13 protein-coding genes and 1 riboswitch are annotated in these 17,690 nt (G+C 64.5%); of the genes, 11 read left to right on the forward strand and 2 right to left on the reverse strand.

Annotation, left to right across the window (positions count from 1 at the left end):
* The first annotated feature begins 18 nt into the window (after positions 1-18).
* On the forward strand, positions 19-2,064 hold the full coding sequence (locus PDMSB3_RS13650) for an NADPH-dependent 2,4-dienoyl-CoA reductase (protein WP_165186619.1): 2,046 nt from the start codon (positions 19-21) through the stop codon (positions 2,062-2,064).
* A 77-nt stretch (positions 2,065-2,141) separates the two neighbouring features.
* Here PDMSB3_RS13650 and PDMSB3_RS13655 read toward each other — a convergent pair whose 3' ends face one another.
* Entirely contained in the window at positions 2,142-3,071 is a 930-nt protein-coding gene (locus PDMSB3_RS13655) for an EamA family transporter (RefSeq protein ID WP_007181186.1), read from the reverse strand.
* Positions 3,072-4,025: 954 nt separating this feature from the next.
* Here PDMSB3_RS13655 and PDMSB3_RS13660 point away from each other — a divergent pair.
* The 7 genes from PDMSB3_RS13660 to PDMSB3_RS13690 all read left to right on the forward strand — a co-directional run bounded on the left by PDMSB3_RS13660 (position 4,026) and on the right by PDMSB3_RS13690 (position 11,910).
* Entirely contained in the window at positions 4,026-4,436 is a 411-nt protein-coding gene (locus PDMSB3_RS13660; protein WP_007181185.1) for a GreA/GreB family elongation factor, read from the forward strand.
* Between the two features lie 163 nt (positions 4,437-4,599).
* Positions 4,600-4,718: riboswitch (TPP riboswitch) on the forward strand.
* 93 nt (positions 4,719-4,811) lie between these two features.
* The gene (gene thiC / locus PDMSB3_RS13665; RefSeq protein ID WP_165186622.1) at positions 4,812-6,743 is read left to right on the forward strand and encodes a phosphomethylpyrimidine synthase ThiC; all 1,932 of its coding nucleotides are present in this window, start codon (positions 4,812-4,814) and stop codon (positions 6,741-6,743) included.
* Positions 6,744-7,010: 267 nt separating this feature from the next.
* Positions 7,011-7,223, forward strand: a complete 213-nt coding sequence (locus PDMSB3_RS13670; RefSeq protein WP_007181183.1) for a glycine zipper 2TM domain-containing protein — start codon at positions 7,011-7,013, stop codon at positions 7,221-7,223.
* A gap of 240 nt (positions 7,224-7,463) precedes the next feature.
* The gene (locus PDMSB3_RS13675; RefSeq protein ID WP_007181182.1) at positions 7,464-7,970 is read left to right on the forward strand and encodes a hypothetical protein; all 507 of its coding nucleotides are present in this window, start codon (positions 7,464-7,466) and stop codon (positions 7,968-7,970) included.
* Positions 7,971-8,322: 352 nt separating this feature from the next.
* The gene (locus PDMSB3_RS13680) at positions 8,323-9,921 is read left to right on the forward strand and encodes an L-lactate permease (protein ID WP_007181181.1); all 1,599 of its coding nucleotides are present in this window, start codon (positions 8,323-8,325) and stop codon (positions 9,919-9,921) included.
* 372 nt (positions 9,922-10,293) lie between these two features.
* On the forward strand, positions 10,294-11,220 hold the full coding sequence (locus PDMSB3_RS13685) for a DMT family transporter (protein WP_035518536.1): 927 nt from the start codon (positions 10,294-10,296) through the stop codon (positions 11,218-11,220).
* A gap of 387 nt (positions 11,221-11,607) precedes the next feature.
* Positions 11,608-11,910 (forward strand): hypothetical protein, encoded by a 303-nt coding sequence (locus PDMSB3_RS13690; protein WP_165184131.1) that lies wholly within the window; start codon positions 11,608-11,610, stop codon positions 11,908-11,910.
* Between the two features lie 212 nt (positions 11,911-12,122).
* On the opposite strand, the gene bamC is transcribed toward PDMSB3_RS13690, so the two are convergent.
* Entirely contained in the window at positions 12,123-13,358 is a 1,236-nt protein-coding gene (gene bamC / locus PDMSB3_RS13695) for an outer membrane protein assembly factor BamC (protein ID WP_007181176.1), read from the reverse strand.
* Positions 13,359-13,817: 459 nt separating this feature from the next.
* Here bamC and PDMSB3_RS13700 point away from each other — a divergent pair, with 459 nt between their 5' ends.
* The 3 genes from PDMSB3_RS13700 (at position 13,818) to PDMSB3_RS13710 (ending at position 17,605) form a co-directional block, all read left to right on the forward strand.
* The gene (locus PDMSB3_RS13700; RefSeq protein WP_007181175.1) at positions 13,818-14,282 is read left to right on the forward strand and encodes a DUF2844 domain-containing protein; all 465 of its coding nucleotides are present in this window, start codon (positions 13,818-13,820) and stop codon (positions 14,280-14,282) included.
* A 45-nt stretch (positions 14,283-14,327) separates the two neighbouring features.
* Complete coding sequence (locus PDMSB3_RS13705) at positions 14,328-15,590, forward strand: DUF3443 domain-containing protein (RefSeq protein ID WP_007181174.1); 1,263 nt, start codon at positions 14,328-14,330, stop codon at positions 15,588-15,590.
* A 140-nt stretch (positions 15,591-15,730) separates the two neighbouring features.
* Positions 15,731-17,605 carry a glycosyl transferase family 1 gene (locus tag PDMSB3_RS13710; protein ID WP_165186625.1) on the forward strand — a complete coding sequence of 625 codons (1,875 nt, stop codon included), beginning with the start codon at positions 15,731-15,733 and terminating at the stop codon, positions 17,603-17,605.
* Positions 17,606-17,690: the final 85 nt, after the last annotated feature.

The following is a 17,690-nucleotide window of genomic DNA, read 5'->3' on the forward strand; positions in this document are numbered from 1 at the left end:
ACTTACACGGTCCTCCGCATGCCTTACCCACACTTACTCGCCGAACTCGACCTGGGCTTCACCCGCTTGCGCAACCGCGTGGTGATGGGTTCGATGCATACGGGCATGGAAGACCGCTTCTGGAATTACCCGAAGCTGGCCGCGTATTTCCGCGAGCGCGCGAAGGGCGGCGTCGGTCTGATCGTTACGGGCGGCATCTCGCCGAGTCGCGAGGGTTGGCTGTTGCCGTTCGGCGGCACGCTGAATTCCGTGTTCGATCTGCGCAATCACCGGAAGTTGACCGAGGCGGTGCACGCCGAGGGCGGCAAGATCGCGCTGCAGATTCTGCATGCGGGCCGCTATGGCTATCAACCGTTCGTCGTCTCCGCTTCGGCGATCAAATCGCCGATCTCGAAGTTCAAGCCGCGCGAGCTGAGCATCGCGGGCATTGCGAAGACCGTGCGCGACTATGCGCGCTGCGCGCGCCTTGCTCGGCGCGCGGGTTACGACGGCGTCGAGATCATGGGCAGCGAAGGCTATCTGCTCAACCAGTTCCTGTGTCCACGCACCAATCGGCGCACCGACGCCTACGGCGGCAGCATCGAAAACCGTATGCGGCTCGCGCGCGAGATCGTCGAGCGGGTGCGTGCCGTGTGCGGCGAGCGCTTTATCGTCATGTACCGGATCTCGCTGATCGATCTGGTGGAGGGCGGCAACACGTGGGACGAAACCGTGCAGGTCGCCCGCGCGCTCGAAACCGCCGGCGTGACGATGTTCAACACCGGCATCGGCTGGCACGAAGCGCGCGTGCCGACCATCGTGACCTCGGTGCCGCGCGCGGCTTTCGCCGAGCTGAGCGCGCGATTGACGGCCGCCGTCAGGGTGCCGGTGATCGTGTCGAACCGCATCAATACGCCCGAGGTCGCGGAAGAACTGCTCGCACAGGGAGCAGGCGATCTGGTTTCGATGGCGCGGCCGCTATTGGCCGATCCGGAGTTCGTGGTGAAGACCGCCGAGGGGCGCACGCACGAAATCAACACCTGTATCGCCTGCAATCAGGCCTGCCTCGATCACACCTTCAGGAACCAGCGCGCGACATGCCTCGTCAATCCGCGCGCGGGACGCGAAACCGAGCTGATCTACCGGCCCGTCGCCGGAACGCAGGCCGCGCGTTCGGTCGCGGTGGTCGGCGCGGGTCCGGCGGGATTGTCGGCGGCGACGGTGGCAGCGTCGCGCGGGCATCGCGTGACGCTGTTCGATGCGAGCGCAACGATCGGCGGCCAGTTCAATCTGGCGATGCGCGTGCCCGGCAAGGAAGAGTTCAGCGAAACGATCCGTTATTTTCAGAGCCAGTTGCAGCGCCACCGCGTCGACGTGCGGCTCGACACGCGCGTCGATCCCGCGCTGCTTGCCGCCGGCGCGTATGACGACGTGATCGTCGCCACCGGCATCGTGCCGCGGCGGCCGGCGATTGCCGGCATCGATGCAGCGAACGTGCTGTCGTATGTGGACGTGCTGCGGGGTGCGCCGGTCGGCCAGCGCGTCGCCGTGATCGGCGCGGGCGGCATCGGCTTCGACGTCAGCGAGTTTCTGCTGCATCGCGCGGGCGACCCGCTGCCCATGCCGCGCGACGCGTGGCTCGACGAATGGGGTGTCGATCTTGCCGTGCAGGAACGCGGCGGCCTGAAACCGCCCGCGCCGGCGCGGCCGCCGCGGCAAATATGGCTATTGCAGCGCAAGGCCGGCAAGCTCGGCATGGGGCTCGGCAAGACCTCCGGCTGGGTGCATCGCGCGACGCTGGCGAGGAACGGGGTGAAAATGCTTGGCGGCGTGTCGTATCTGGAGATCAGTGCGCGCGGGTTGAAGATCGCCCGCGAAGGCGTCGAGGAATGGCTCGAAGTGGATACGATCGTGGTGTGCGCGGGGCAGGAATCGCTGCGCGATCTGCATCCGCAGCCGGCGGCAGGAGAAGCGCATCGGGCCGAGGGGCCGCGCTATCACCTGATCGGCGGAGCGAAGGTCGCGACCGAACTGGACGCGAAACGCGCGATTCGCGAAGGCGCGGAAGTGGCGGCGGCGCTGTGAAGGCGGCGGCCTGCTGCCCGGGTCAAGCATATTCAGGGCAAACCCAATGCAAACCCAAGCCAGACTCCAGGTGAACGTCAGGCGAGCCCCTTCTTCCGGTAGTCGAACCAGAAAGACAGCCCCACACTCGCCAGAATCACGATAGTCGCGATCACCGTGGAGCGCGTTACCGGCTCGCCGAGCAGCAGCGCACCGAGCGCCACGGCCACCACCGGGTTCACATACATGCAGCTGCTGGCAATGATCGGGCTGGTGTGCCGGATCAGAAAACCGTACGCAACATAGGCGGCCATCGTCCCGATCAGCATCAGGTAGATGAACGCCAGCAGCGGCAGTAAATGCAGCTCGGCCATGCGTTCGCCCGAGACCCACGCGACCAGCGTCGACATCGCGCCGCCCAGACCGATTTGCAGCGACGTCGAAAGAAACAGGTCCGAAGGCAGCTTCAGCCGCCCGGCCAGATGCGCGCCGCCCGCCCAGAAAAGCGCGCCGCACAGAATCGCCAGGCTGCCGCCCGCCGAGCCCGGCGCGCTGTCGCCGTGGCTGAGAATCGCAATGCCGACCAGACCGAGGCCGACCGCGAACCACTCGCCCCGGCCGATCTTGCGCCCCGCCACTGCCGCGATCACGGTCGCGAACAGCGGTACGGTGGCGACCATCACCGCCGCGGTGCCGGTGCCGACCGTGCGCATCCCATAGGCGAGCATGCCGCTCGACAAACCGACCAGCATGGTGCCGACCAGCCCGGCATTGCGGATTTCCACCGCGCCCGGCCAGACGGGATTGCGGCGCGCCGCGAAAACGAAGAGCCCTATGCCGGCGAACAGATTGCGCAACCCCGAGAGCAGCAGCGGCGGAAACGAACCCAGCGCGACGTGCACGGCAAGATAAGTCGAACCCCACACGAGATAGACGACGGCGAGCGCGAGTGCGAGCTGGCCGTTGCGGGACTGTGGCAAACGGAGCGGGAAACCACGCGGAAAACGGCTTGGAGTTTGCAGCGACATGCGTTCAACCCGCCCATGCCGCTCGAGGTGCTGCGCCCCCGCTGAAGACCCTGAGGCGGGATGGCGGACACCGCATCGGCGATACGGTCTGACGGGCGAGGCTGGCGGACATGTTGGTGGAACGGAAGGACGATAGATGGCCAAGGGAGCCACAACGCCGCAGCGGCCGAAACAGATCGGGCCACGGCGAACACGCGCCAAATGGTTGGCGCGCATCGCATTATGCAGTAAGCGCCCACCGCGTCGCTTGAAAGAATCGTAACTTTTTGACTTACTCGCAACAAAAATGGCCGTGGGCGTTTCCCCTGGATCTTCGTCGCGTCGATACCTCGGAACGCGTTGCACGCGAACGGCTGCGTTAATCTGCGCTTCGGGGTGAACTGGCGCGAGTTGCTGTGGATCGATCCGTAGTCGAGGCTCTCGCCCACCGGTCGAGCGGATCGCCGGATGGGTTTGTTCATGATTCGGTATCCGTAACGTCTGAGCAGACGGGCTCGGGCAGACGGCGGGCGGCTCGCACACGGCGCACACGATTTACCGCGGCTGGCAGGGCGTGGCAAACGGGCCGGGCCGGGCGCCGCGACGAGAGATTCCCGGCCCTGTGCTAAAGTCTAAAGGCAGCACCTCCCGTGCTAACATTCACCTTTCGATCGCGCCCGTACAACTGTATTGCGGCGCCCGCTTCATCCTCTTTCGCTACCCACTGGCTATCTCGATGCGCTTTCCGACTTCCCGTGCCTTCTCCCGCTTGCGCCCGCCCCGCGCAACCGGTTGCGCGCGCGCGGAGTCCATGCCGCGTCGCACCGGCGAGCTGTCCCGAACGCTCCCGCTCCACGCCGCCCGGCGCCCGATCTAACGCTGCCCGCTCCATTGCCTGAGCCGCGTTGTCGGGCTCCGGGCCGATCTCATCCGCACGCTGTTTCCCTACATGCAGATCGAATTGGAGTACCCATCGTGAAAAAGACGAAAACCTGTTACCTGACCGAGCTCGACGTCACCCGTCTCGAGAAGCACGCGGCCGCGCCCGGCGCCGACGCGCGTTTGCAGGACATGCTCGACGACGTCCTGGAGCGCGCGGTGATCGTCGATTCGCACGAGATTCCGGCCAATGTCGTCACGATGAATTCGCAAGCCACGCTGGTCGACGAAACCAGCGGCGAGCACATGACCTGGACGGTGGTCTATCCGCCCAACGCGGACTTCGCGCACGGTCGCCTGAACGTGTTCTCGCCCGCCGGCCTCGCCCTGCTCGGCGCGAAGCGCGGCGAGCGCATCCGCTTCACGCCGCCGAGCGGCACGGAGAAGGTGCTGAAGCTGGAAAAAATCCTGTTTCAACCCGAAGCCGCGGACGATTTCACGCTGTAAGCACAGCGCCACGCCATAGCAAACGTGTCGCGCCGCATCGTGGCGCCAGCCTGATGCCAGCCGCCTCGACACACGACTCGCGCGTGGCCGACCGCTGCGCTATCCGCCAGCCGGCGTTTCCTGACGGGTTGCCAAGCAGCGGGAAGCCGGTGTATCGTGTGCGCTGCTAACGCGGGGGTCCTGCGTCGCACGGAGGTTGGAAGTCCGTGTTGCGTGGGTGAGAAATACCCTTTGAACCTGATCTGGATAATGCCAGCGCAGGGAAGCGTACGGATTTCGCGCTCCAGCTTTATCGCCTCACCTCTCGCGATTTCCGACAACTTCCGTCTCGTCTCCTGCTTAGCCGCCCCACATAGCTTTGCAACGGAGATACGCATGAACGCCAACCCGAAGTTCCTTTCCGCCGACGCGCACGTCGACGAAGCCGCTGTCGCGCCGCTGCCGAATTCCCGCAAGGTCTACGTGACCGGCTCGCGTCCCGACATCCGCGTGCCGATGCGCGAAATCTCGCAGGCCGACACGTCCGACAGCTTCGGCGGCGAAAAGAATCCGCCGGTCTATGTCTACGACACGTCGGGCCCCTACTCGGACCCGGATGCCAAAATCGACATCCGCGCCGGTCTGCCGGCACTGCGTCAGGCCTGGATCGAAGAGCGCGGCGACACCGAAGCGCTGACCGGCTTGTCGAGCGACTTCGGCCGCGAACGCGCCGCCGACACGGCAACCGCCGACCTGCGCTTCCAGGGCCTGCACCGCACGCCGCGCCGCGCGATCGCCGGCAAGAACGTCTCGCAGATGCACTACGCGCGCAAAGGCATCATCACGCCGGAAATGGAGTACATCGCGATTCGCGAAAACCAGCGCCGCGCCGAGTATCTGGAAAGCCTGAAGACGAGCGGCCCGAACGGCGAAAAGCTCGCCGCGATGATGGGCCGCCAGCATCCGGGCCAGGCGTTCGGCGCGAGCGCGTTCGGTCCGAACGGCCTCACCGAAATCACGCCGGAGTTCGTGCGCGAAGAGGTGGCGCGCGGCCGCGCGATCATCCCGAACAACATCAATCACCCGGAAAGCGAGCCGATGATCATCGGCCGCAACTTCCTCGTGAAGGTGAATGCGAACATCGGCAATTCAGCGGTGTCGTCTTCCATCGGCGAGGAAGTCGACAAGATGACGTGGGCGATCCGCTGGGGCGGCGACACGGTGATGGACCTGTCCACCGGCAAGCACATTCACGAAACGCGCGAGTGGATCATCCGCAATAGCCCAGTGCCGATCGGCACGGTGCCGATCTACCAGGCGCTCGAAAAGGTCAACGGCAAGGCCGAAGACCTGACGTGGGAAATCTTCCGCGACACGCTGATCGAACAGGCCGAGCAAGGCGTCGACTACTTCACGATTCATGCGGGCGTGCGTCTGCAATACGTGCCGCTCACGGCCAAACGCATGACGGGCATCGTCTCGCGCGGCGGCTCGATCATGGCGAAATGGTGTCTCGCTCATCACAAGGAAAGCTTCCTGTACGAGCACTTCGAAGACATCTGCGAAATCATGAAGGCGTATGACGTGGCCTTCTCGCTGGGCGACGGCCTGCGCCCCGGCTCGATCTACGACGCCAACGACGAAGCGCAGCTCGGCGAATTGAAGACGCTCGGCGAACTCACGCAGATCGCGTGGAAGCACGACGTGCAGACCATGATCGAAGGCCCCGGCCACGTGCCGATGCAACTCATCAAGGAAAACATGGATCTGCAACTGGAATGGTGCGACGAAGCGCCGTTCTACACGCTGGGACCGCTGACCACGGACATCGCGCCGGGCTACGACCACATCACGTCGGGCATTGGCGCTGCGATGATCGGCTGGTTCGGCACGGCCATGCTGTGCTACGTCACGCCGAAGGAGCACCTCGGCTTGCCGAACAAGGACGACGTCAAGACCGGCATCATCACCTACAAGCTCGCCGCGCACGCCGCCGATCTGGCGAAGGGCCATCCCGGCGCGCAGGTGCGTGACAACGCGCTTTCGAAAGCGCGCTTCGAATTCCGCTGGGAAGACCAGTTCAACCTCGGTCTCGATCCGGACAAGGCGCGCGAATTCCACGACGAAACGCTGCCGAAGGATTCGGCCAAGGTCGCGCATTTCTGTTCGATGTGCGGGCCGCACTTCTGCTCGATGAAAATCACGCAGGACGTGCGCGAGTTCGCCGCGCAACAAGGCGTCACCGACGACGAAGCGCTGAAGAAAGGTATGGAAGTGAAGTCGATCGAGTTCATGAAGAAAGGCGCCGAGATTTATCAGCGGCAGTAAGGTTCGGACGCGGATGCACCGTTAGCGCTGCGCGGTTCCATCCGCCATCCGGTCCGCCAGACCTCTGCATTGCAGTATCGAAGCCCGCCACCAGCGGGCTTTTGCGTTTCCAGCGGCCGGGCACGCCGCGTGCTGAATGAAGGGAAACATTTGATTACGAAACCGTCAGTTCGTTGACAGGTGCACACATCCGGACACGGGCTGCGGCGATAACATCAAATGGAAGAACGGTGACTACTTCCAATCACAAGTACCGGAGTCAGCATCATGAAATCGATTCGTCAAATCAGTACGCTCGCGGCCATCGTGGCAGCGGTGGTCAGTCTTTCCGCGTGTGAAGGCATGAGCCGGCAGGGCCGTGATACGGCCATCGGCGCAGGCCTGGGCGGCGCGGCGGGCGCGGCGGTCGGCGGCAATGCGCTGTCGACGATCGGCGGTGCGGCGGCGGGCGGAGTCATCGGGCATGAGGTGGGCAAGTAACCGGACGCCCGGTCTTCGCGCTATCCATGACACAAAGGTGAGTCCGGCGATGCGCGGCTCACAGAGAGCCGGACGCGCTGCTTCCCGGGCGGGCGAGATGTCTCCGATGCCCGTTTTCAAGTGACGCTGCAATAAGGTGAAATAAGCCGTTACGGATTTGCAATCCGGTTGGCGCGGGAGCAGCGTAAGCTGATGCCCTGTCGCCCCAACGGCGGCGTTCGATTCAACCAGGAGCGCGTCATGAAGTCCCGCCTCATCAACACGGTGTGTGCGATCGGCCGGCGGTTGCCGCGGCCCTTTTCCGGTGATTCCTCGCCACGTCTTTCCAACACGGGTATTGCGCTTGGAGGTGTGGTCTGTGTTCTCACGCTCTCCGGTTGCTATTACCCATACGGCTACTACCCGGCCGGCTACTACCCGCCGTACTACGCCACGGTGCCGGCCACTGCTACTCAGCAACAAGTGCCCGTCGGGCAAGTCGACTCATCCGCAGGTCAACAGCAGCAGCAACAGGCGCAGGCGCAAGCGGCTCAGCAAAGCTCGCCGCCCACTTACGCGGTCGCCGCCCCGCCGGTTTATGTTGCGCCGGCTTATCCCGTCTACTATCCGCCACCGGTCTATCCGGCCTATTACGGCTATCCGGGCTGGTACGCGCCGTCGGTCTCGATCGGTTTCGGGTTCGGCGGTTACTGGGGCGGCGGTCATGGTTATGGGGGTGGATGGGGCGGTCACGGACATGGGCACTGACAGCCGCCTTACGATTCACCCTCGCCCGACGTTTCGCCCGATGCGCACCCCGCATGGACCCGCGCATCGCTCGTCGCATCGCTCGTCGTGTCGCTCGTCGTCTCGCGCACCGTGCGGCCCCGCGCGGGCGCAAGACGCGCTCCCAGCCCCTGTCTGCTTCGCCCGTAGTTTCCCTTCTTGACGCAGCCCGACGGGGTTCTATGCTTCGGTAAGCCGCACACAGTATCTGCTTAAAAAGGCGCCCCGGCCCGTCCCGCACGTGCTGCCGTCGGCACCCATCCGTCATGCCAGAGCGACGCGCCCCTTCAGGCGGAGTGGCGCGTCGAGTTCGAACAACAACGAAGGAGACGTGATGTTCCACCAGCTACTCACTCCTGTCGGCAATTCGCTATTGCCCTCGTTCCTCGTCGCGGCCCTGCCGATCATCGTCGTGCTGCTTCTGCTTGGCTGGGCGCGCCGGCCGGCGTGGCAGGCTTCGCTCGCGGGGTTGATCGTCGGCCTGATCGTGGCGGTCTTTGTCTGGCAGTTTCCGGTGGGACTCGCGGTCAATTCGGTGGTCGCCGGCGCCGTGTTCGCCTGCTGGCCGGTCATGTGGATCGTGTTCACGGCGATCCTGCTTTACAACATCTCGCAGCGCTCGGGCCGCTTTGCGGCCTTTCGCATGTGGATGATCGACAACCTGCCGAACGACCGGCGCGTCGTGCTGGTGGTGATCGGGTTTTCGTTCGGCGCGCTGCTCGAAGGGATTTCCGGCTTCGGCACGCCGGTCGCCATTACCAGTTCGTTGCTGATTCTGCTCGGCTTTCCCACGCTCGAAGCGCTCACCTTCACGCTGATCTTCAATACCGCGCCGGTCGCCTTCGGCGCGCTCGGCGTGCCGATCACCGTGCTCGGCGCGGTCACGCACCTGCCGGCCGATTCGCTCGCCAAAATGGTCGGCCGCCAGTTGCCGTTCTTCGCCTTCCTGCTGCCCTTCTATGTCATCAGCGTCTATGCGGGCTTTCGCAACATGCTGAAGGTGTGGCCGGTGCTGCTGGTATCCGGCGCGAGCTTCGCGCTGACGCAGTTCGTCGCCTCGAACTTCGTGAACTACAGCCTGACCGACGTCCTGTCGTCGATGGTCTCGCTCATTCTGACGATTGCCTTCCTGCGCGTCTGGCGACCCGCAGCGGATCCGAAATTCGCGGTCAACATCGACCGGGTCGGCGAGGTGCGCGGCAAGATCGGCGGCGGCCAGGGCTGGTATCCGTGGATCATCGTGTCGGTCGTGGTGATCGTCTGGACCGTGGCGAAGATCTTCCTGATCGGCGACATCAAGGTGCCGTGGCCCGGCCTCGACAAGGCCGTGTTCATCACGCTGTACAACACGACGTATGGCGCGGTGTGGGACTTCCAGCCGCTCGCGACCGGCACTGCCATTCTGGTCGCCGCGCTGATCACCGCGTTCGTCGTCAAGCTGAGCCCGCGCGAGTTCGGCGCGGCCATCGCCGACACGTGGGTGCAGACGCGCATCGCCATCCTGACAGTGGCGACCATCGTCGGGCTCGCGTATCTGATGAATTACTCGGGCCTCACGTACACGCTCGGGCTGGGCGTTGCCTCGGTCGGACCGTTCTTCCCGCTGGTGTCGGCGTTCCTCGGCTGGGTCGCGGTGTTCCTGTCCGGCAGCGATACGTCCGGCAACGCGCTGTTCGGCAACCTGCAGGTGGTGGCGGCCAACCAGTTGAATCTCAACCCGATCCTGATGGCGGCGACGAACTCGTCGGGCGGCGTGATGGGCAAGATGATCTCGCCGCAAAACATCTCGACCGGCGTGGCGACCACCGAACTCAAAGGCAAGGAGGGCGTGGTGTTCGCCAAAACGTTCAAGCATTCAATGCTGCTGACGGTACTGCTCGGCGTGCTGGTCTGGGTGCAGCAGAATTTCCTGCAGTGGATGATTCCGCACTGAGCGGAGCGCATTGAGGCGAGTACGGGCGCGGCGGTCGTGCGGGTGGTGCGGGCCGCCCCCGCCCCCTTCCTTCGCTCATGCATTTCATGTCCGCCGTCTAAATGGTCGCCGCAAAATAATTCGCGGACTTCAAGCGGATACCCGCTCACGCTTGCGTGCTCCGTTCCACCACATTGCCCTGGTCGTAATTTTTCTCACATCAGCGTGAGAATTGCTCGTTTTGCGCGTGCCACTGCGGCCTTTACGATCACCACTATCAGACGCCTTTCATCTCCCGGATCTTGCCGTTTCATTCCAGCCTGAAACGTTTCGCACGATAGCGCTGTTACGATGCGCGGGCGTCTCGACTCAACCGCGCGCGGCGCCACCCTCATGAATGCCAAGAACCTGCTGCAGTTGCTGATCCTCGCCGCCCTGTGGGGCGCCTCGTTCCTGTTTATCCGCGTCGGCGTAACCGACTTCGGCGTCGCACCGTTGATGGCGCTGCGCGTCGGCATCGGCGCGGCCTTTCTCGCCGTCGTGCTGATCGCGCGACGCCCGCTGCGCCAATCCGCGGCCATCCTGCGCACGCGAGCCTTCCCGCTGCTGGTGGTCGGCATCCTGAATTCGGCGGCGCCCTTCTGCCTGTTCGCCTATGCCGAGCTGACGCTGTCGGCGGGAGTGACCTCCGTGATCAATGCGAGCACGCCGCTGTGGGGCGCGCTGGTGGGCTTTGTCTGGCTGCGCGACCGGCTGAGCGCGCTACGCACGCTCGGGCTGGTGATTGGCTTTCTCGGCGTATTGATGCTGGTGTGGGATCAGATCGCCGCGCCGAACGGTACGCCCGCCACGCCGCTCACGACTGCGCTCGCGGCCGCCGCCGCGCTCGGCGCCACGCTGCTGTACGGCGTCGCCGCCAATTACACCAAGCGCCATCTGACGGGCGTCGACGCGCTGACCGTCGCTACGGGCACCATGACCGGCGCCACGCTCGTGCTGCTGCCGCTCGCCGTGATCTACTGGCCGGCGGCGCCGGTCTCGCTGCACGCATGGGGCGCGGTGATCGCGCTCGGCGTCGCGTGTACCGGCGTGGCATATATGCTGTTCTTCCATCTGATCGCGGTGGCCGGACCGGCGCGCGCCATTACCGTGACCTTCGTCATTCCGATCTTCGGCATTCTGTGGGGCGCGCTGTTTCTCGGCGAGAGCGTGTCGCCCGGCATGCTGGAAGGTTGCGGCGTAATCCTGGTCGGCACCGCGCTGGCCACCGGCGTCATCAAACGCCTGCCGTGGATCGGCACGCGCCGCGCGGATACCTGAAAACCGCTTCGTTCGCGCGACGCTTCCCGGCGTCGCCGATACTGCCGTTCTTCCCGCCGTCCCCAAGCCGCAGCAACTCCCAGGCACAAAAAAATAGCCCGCACTCCACAGGAGTGCGGGCGAAACCGTCGCCCTACGAGGATAGGCGACGGGGCCACCGAGGCCGCGCGCTACACGCGCGGGCCGTCATCGGGCTAAGCAGCGGTTCGTTGGCCGATGCTGGATGCTGGATGCTGGATGCTGGAGTCGTTGACCGGATCGCTGGATTGACGGCTCGCCGCAAACCCACGTGCGGCAAGCCGGCCCGGCTCCACGAACTTACAAAAGCAGCTTGTGTGCCAGTTTGTCAAACGACGGGAGCCATCAAGGGCAAACAGTTGATTCTTATTGGATTTTCTTACAGGAGAAAAAGATGGCGGCGGCCGGAAGGAAGGCTTTGAAAGTTACGTCACCGGGGTAACGTCACGTTACATGCGGCTGCACGAGGCGGCCGCATGTACGGTTGCCGTTGCGGAATACGGCAAGCGGTTCAGGACGGCGGCAAGGACGGTTCAAGGCGTCGGCCACTTCGTTCGACGCGCCGCCGTGTGCCGCATCCGCAAGCCGGTTGGCCGCCGCGCCTCGCGCGGGCTCAAGGCTGCGCCGCACACCAGCGCCAGGACGAGCAAGCTCGCGGCCCACATCCAGTAAGGAATCACGTCGAACATGGCCAACTCCCATTGAATGCCGGTTCGTACCGGTATTCTGCAAGCCAAGCAAAACACATGCGCACGCGGGCGATCTCTGTCCGGGCCGCGCGCTGCTTCATATCCGGCGATAGACATCCGGGCATAAAAAAACCCGCCCGGGAGTCAATCCCGGGCGGGTTCAGACATTCAGACGGTGCTCGAACCTGCTGCGCCTTAGTGCAACTGGTCAACCATCAGACTCATGATCTGCTTGGCCTGCGGGCTTTCGTCGATCGCGCCCTGGTCGTTGACCACGGCCACGCGCGTCTGGTCAGGCGTCACCGCGCGCACGTTCACGAGATACTGCTTGGCCACTTTCTCCTTCTTGCCGTGAAACACCTGGCTCCAGAAGCCCTGTTCCGCCGACGTCATATCCTTCGGATCGACGTAGCGCACGAAGTACAGGCCACGGGTCAGATCGCGGTCGTCGACGGTGAAATTGCTGCGGTCGAGCGCGAGGCCCACGCGCAACCAGGCGCGGTCATATGGCTCGCCGAGCGTGAGCTCCGTGGAGGAGAGCTGCGCCGATGTATTGTTCGCCGAATCCGCGTCCGGCGTGGGCTGCTGCGCGGACAACGCGACGTTTCGCGCCGCCGTGGCCGCAGCCGCCGACTTTGCGCCCGCCGTGGCCGCGTTAGGCGCCGTTTGCGCACCGGCCGGCGAGAGCTCGGCGCTTTGCGTGTCGCCCGGCTTGGTGCGCGAATCGGCCAGTGCCAGCGCTGCTTGCAGCCGCTTCAGATATTCCTGTTCGAGGCCCGGGTCGTTCGGCTTCGGCACCCAGGTGCTCGAATCGTTGTTCGTGCCGCTGAGCGCTTCACGCATGCCCTTCTGGCTGATGAACACATAGGTGCCGCCATTCGGCGCCGCTTCGAGACGCGTGCGGTACTTGTTGCGCTCCGAGGTCACATAGCTGTTGCCCATCGCCTTGGACAGCGTGTTGCGGATCAGGCCGTCGTTGATCTGAGCGTGCGTTTCGTTCCAGTCGGTTTCCATCACGCCCTTGTCGCGCTGGTCGACCACCAGCAGGAAACCCTGCTCCTGCCAGAAACGGCGAATCTGCGCCCATGCCTGATCTGGCGCCTTGTTGTCGATGACCAGCCAGCTTTCGGTGCCGTCGCGCTGGATATGCATGCCGGCGACCTGCGGCACCACCACCACGGAGTTGGCCGACGGCGCCTGCGCCTGGACCTGCTGGAGCGTGGACAACGAGGTTTCGCCGCCCTGCGGGGGCAACGAACGCTGATCGGCCGTCTCATCAATCATGTTCGGCGGTACGGCGAGTGACACCTGCTTCGATTTCGAGTCGCTCTTGTAGTCGATTTTGGTCGGCGACGACGTGCCGCAGCCGGCGACCAGACCGCCTGCCATCAGCATTACTGCAAACCGCTTGGTAAGACGAAGATCAGTCATGTTCGGGGAATCCTTCCGCTACGCCACGGCAAGTTTCCGTGGATCAACCCAACATTTTACCGATCCCGGCGACCCGTGTGCAAAAACCCGGGTTTGCGTGCGAATTAAGCAGCGTGAGCCGCTGGGAAATGGCACCCGATCTACTCACGCCAGGGATCTGGAACCGCCCTCGCGGCGCGCAGCTTCCCAGGGTTTCAGGCGACTGGTTTTCGCGCCTGAAACCGGCTTGCCGCGCGGCAGATTTAACAATTACCCACATTTCCCAAGCGCCTGTCAGATACACCCTACTTACTCGACAGTGTATTGATTCAACGGCCTTTTCCGGGCCTCTCGCACGGCTAATTTTGAGATCTCGAAATAGTCGAATACCGCTTCTGGTAACGGTCAGAAAACCTCAGTGATATCTTGAAATAGACATTTCAAGAAGCCTTCGAGGGCGCCAACCGAGAGACGACCATCATGCCAGTGCCCACCTTCTCCCCGACTCTCGCCGCCTGCGCAATGGCCATTGCCGTGTCGTGCGCCAGCGCCGATGCGCGCGCCCAATTGGGTGGCGCCATGCCGGATCAGGCGAGTTCGAACGCGACCGCGCCACGCAGCTTGCTGAACGGCGCGCTGCGCATGCGCACGCTGACCGACGCGGGCAACACGACCATCAACGAGTACGCCACGAACACCGGCCAGATCATCGCCTACACGTGGCAAGGGCCAACCATGCCCGACCTGCGCGCACTGCTCGGAACCTATGCCGGCTCGTATCGCGCGGGCGCCGAAGCAGCGACCGCCGACGGCAATCTGCATGTCTCGCGCGTGGCACGGCCGGACGTGGTCGTGGAATCCGGCGGGCCGATGCGCGGTTACGTGGGCCGCGCATGGCTGCCCGCGGCGCTGCCGGCCGGCGTCACGGCCGACGATTTCCAGTGACGCGCACAGCCTCGAGACTCCGCCTCCACCCCAGCTCACGACGCCATGAAATCCGCCCTTAGCCTTCCCGCCCTGCTCCTCGTCTGCGCCGCCTTTGCGGGGTGCGGCGGCGGTGGCGGCAGCACCCCGGCCGCCACGTCCCAGACCACTTCGGCCAGCAGCCCGGCCGCCGCGAGCGCGCCGCCGGCCGCCACGCCGCCCGCCGCGTCGAACGGCTCCGTACCGCAGTCGACTACGCCGAATATCCAGCCGATCATCGTCACCACCGCGCCAGGCTTGACGCGCAATATGCTGACGACGAGCGTCACCGTCTGCCAGCCCGGCACTGACAACTGCGCGACGATCGACAATGTCCAGGTCGACACCGGCTCGCACGGCTTGCGGATTCTCGCCTCCGCGCTGCCGGCGAGCCTCCCGCTCGCGGCAATCGCGTCGGGCGGCGGCATGGCGGGCGAGTGCGCGGTGTTCGGCGGCGGCTACACGTGGGGCGCGGTGCGCAGCGCGGACGTGCGCATGGCCGGCCAGTTGGCCGCGTCGATCCCGATCCAGACCATCGCCGACCCGGCGGTGCCCACCGTGCCCGCCGACTGCGCGGGCTCCGGCCGCGCCATGCAGACGGTGGCGGGCCTGCGCTCGAACGGCATTCTCGGCGTCGGCCTGTTCACGGCCGACTGCGGCAGCGGCTGCGTCAATAGCGCGCTGCCGCGCTGGTACTACAGTTGCGACGCGAGCGGCGCCTGCCAGGCGAGCACGCAGGCGCTCGCGCAACAGGTGACCAATCCGGTCAGCCGCTTCGCGCTCGACAACAACGGCGTGGTGATCGACCTGCCGGCCATCGCCGACGCCGGCGCGGCGAGCGTATCGGGCTCGATGATCTTCGGCATCGGCACCCAGGCGAACAACACGCTCGGCGGCGCCAGCGTCCTCAAGGCGAATTCGGTGACGGGCTACGTCGTCACCACGAGCGGCGGCCAGACGTATTCGCAAAGCTATCTCGACAGCGGCTCGAACGGGCTCTTCTTCAGCAATAGCCAGTTGCCGCAGTGCGGCTTCTGGTACTGCCCGCCCTCGGTGCAGGCCGCGAGCGCCGCGATCACGGGCACGGACGGCGCGTCGAGCATGGTGTCGTTTGCGATCGGCAATTCGAGCGCGCTGTTCGCGTCGGCGAATAACGCGTTCAATAACCTTGCCGGCGTGGCCAGCAGCGGCTTCGGCTGGGGCCTGCCGTTCTTCTTCGGACGACGCGTCTATACGGCGATCGCCTCGCGCGAGACGTCGGCGGGACCAGGCCCTTACTACGCGTTCTGAGCGCGCGGCTTCTTTCGTCGCTGAAAATTCCCAAACTCGCCGAACGCACAGATTTGATATCCACCGACTGCGATAATTTCCGCTTTCCGGCTAACTGCCTTCCAGTTAGTTAGTCATGCAAATTCTGGAATTGTCGGCAGATGGAAGAACCCACTTTTTCGCTCGATCACTTCGAGCAGCTCGTTTATACGCAACAGCACGTCAAGGCTTCCATCCAGTTCATTGCCGCGCTCGCGCTTCTGCAGCAGAAGCGCGGCAAGCTGGACGGCTGCTTTCTTGCGTCGGGCATAGCCGATCTGCCGCCTGACGAGCAACGCCAACGCTTCTGCACACGCCTCGCGAGCGCGGCTTCGACCCTGTTCGCCGACCCGGCGTTCAAGCTGCCGCCCGAGTGCTTCAGGCTGTTGCTGACACTGCACGAATGGGTCGGCCTCGTCTTCTCCTCCACGGCATTCGGCAATGCGGACCATGTCGCCCGCAACCTGAATCCGCGCGGTCAGGAGAACGCCCAGTTTCTGCCGGGCGACAGCTTCGTCGAGAAACTCTGCGTTCTCTACTCCACGGAATCGGAACTCGAACTCGACTTCGCGGCGCTGTGGGCGTACAACAAATCCCTCGCCGCCTGTCTCGCGCTGGTATTGCTGGCGCCGGTCTTCAAGGGCTCGGCGAGTGCGCACATCAAGCGCGAGGCGCTGATGGAATGGCTTCCCGGCAAACTGCAGCAGATCGCCGACCTCGACGACCTGCCCACGGCCCTGCTGCACAACGCGTATATGTTTTGCAGCTATGCGGACACGCCGCGGCGGCACGAGATCAAACGCGACATCAATGCACTGGTGCGCCGCAAGCTGAACCAACTGGGGCTGACCGACCTTCCCGCGTCGCAGTTGTCGCCCGCAAAGAGCCGCAAGCAGCGTGGCAAAAAGCCGCTCATGCTGGTCGTGCTCGAATGGTTCGGCGGCGCCCATTCCATCTACCGCACGCACTCGCGCACGCTCGAAGCCGCGCGCGAGCATTTCGAGGTGGTGGCCTTCAGCTTCGGCTACGCTATCGACGACATCGGGCGCGCGGTGTTCGACCGCTTCATCGAACTGGAGGAACCGGAATACATCGGCGAATGTCTGAAAACAATTCGCGACTTTGCCGAGGCGGAACGTCCCGACGTGCTCTATATGCCGAGTGTCGGCATGTTCGCGCTGACGGTGTTCATGTCGAACCTGCGCGTTGCGCCGCTGCAGATCGCCGGGCTCGGCCATCCGGCCACGACTCACTCCGACAAGATCGACTACGTCAGCGTCGAGGAAGATTACGTCGGCGACCCGGCCTGCTTCAGCGAACGTCTGCTGAAGCTGCCGAAAGACGGTCAGCCGTACCGGCCGTCGGTGGCGCTGCCGGATATCGTCGCGGAAGTGCCGCCGTCACGTGAAACGCTGGAGGTGGTCATCACGGCCAGCGCAATGAAGCTCAATCCCGGCTTTCTCGAAGCGTGCCGCGAGATCGGCACGCGCGCTGCAACGCCTGTGGAGTTTCACTTCATGAGCGGCGTACCTTACGGTTTACCGCTCGAGCGCATGCGCGAAGTCATCCGCCAGGCGTTGCCGCGCGCGGTCGTGCACGGCTTTCACGATTACGCGGATTATCTGGCGCGGGTCAATCGCTCCGACCTCTTTCTCAGCCCGTTTCCGTTCGGCAATACCAACGGTATCGTCGACGCGCTCACGCTGGGTTTGCCCGGCATCTGCAAGCGCGGGCCGGAAGTGTTCGAACGGATCGACGGCGCGCTGTTCGAGCGCGTGGGCATGCCGTCGTGGGCGACAGCGGAGAGCGTTGAGGACTACATCGCCGCCGCCGTGCGAATGATCGATGCGCACGCTGAGCGCACGGCCTTGCGGCTGCGTCTGATTGACACGCAGGCGGTGGAGCGCTGCTTTGAAGGGCGGCCGCAGGCGTTTGGTGAAAGCGTGTTGCGACTGGTGCGGGACAAGCAGCGCCAACGCGAGGAGGCGGTGGTTTGAAGGTTGCGGTGGTTTGAAGGTTGCGGTGGTTTGAAGGTTGCGGTGGTTTGAAGGTTGCGGTGGTTTGAAGGTTGCGGTGGTTTGA

The sequence above is a fragment of the Paraburkholderia dioscoreae genome (genome assembly GCF_902459535.1).
GTDB classification, from domain to species: domain Bacteria; phylum Pseudomonadota; class Gammaproteobacteria; order Burkholderiales; family Burkholderiaceae; genus Paraburkholderia; species Paraburkholderia dioscoreae.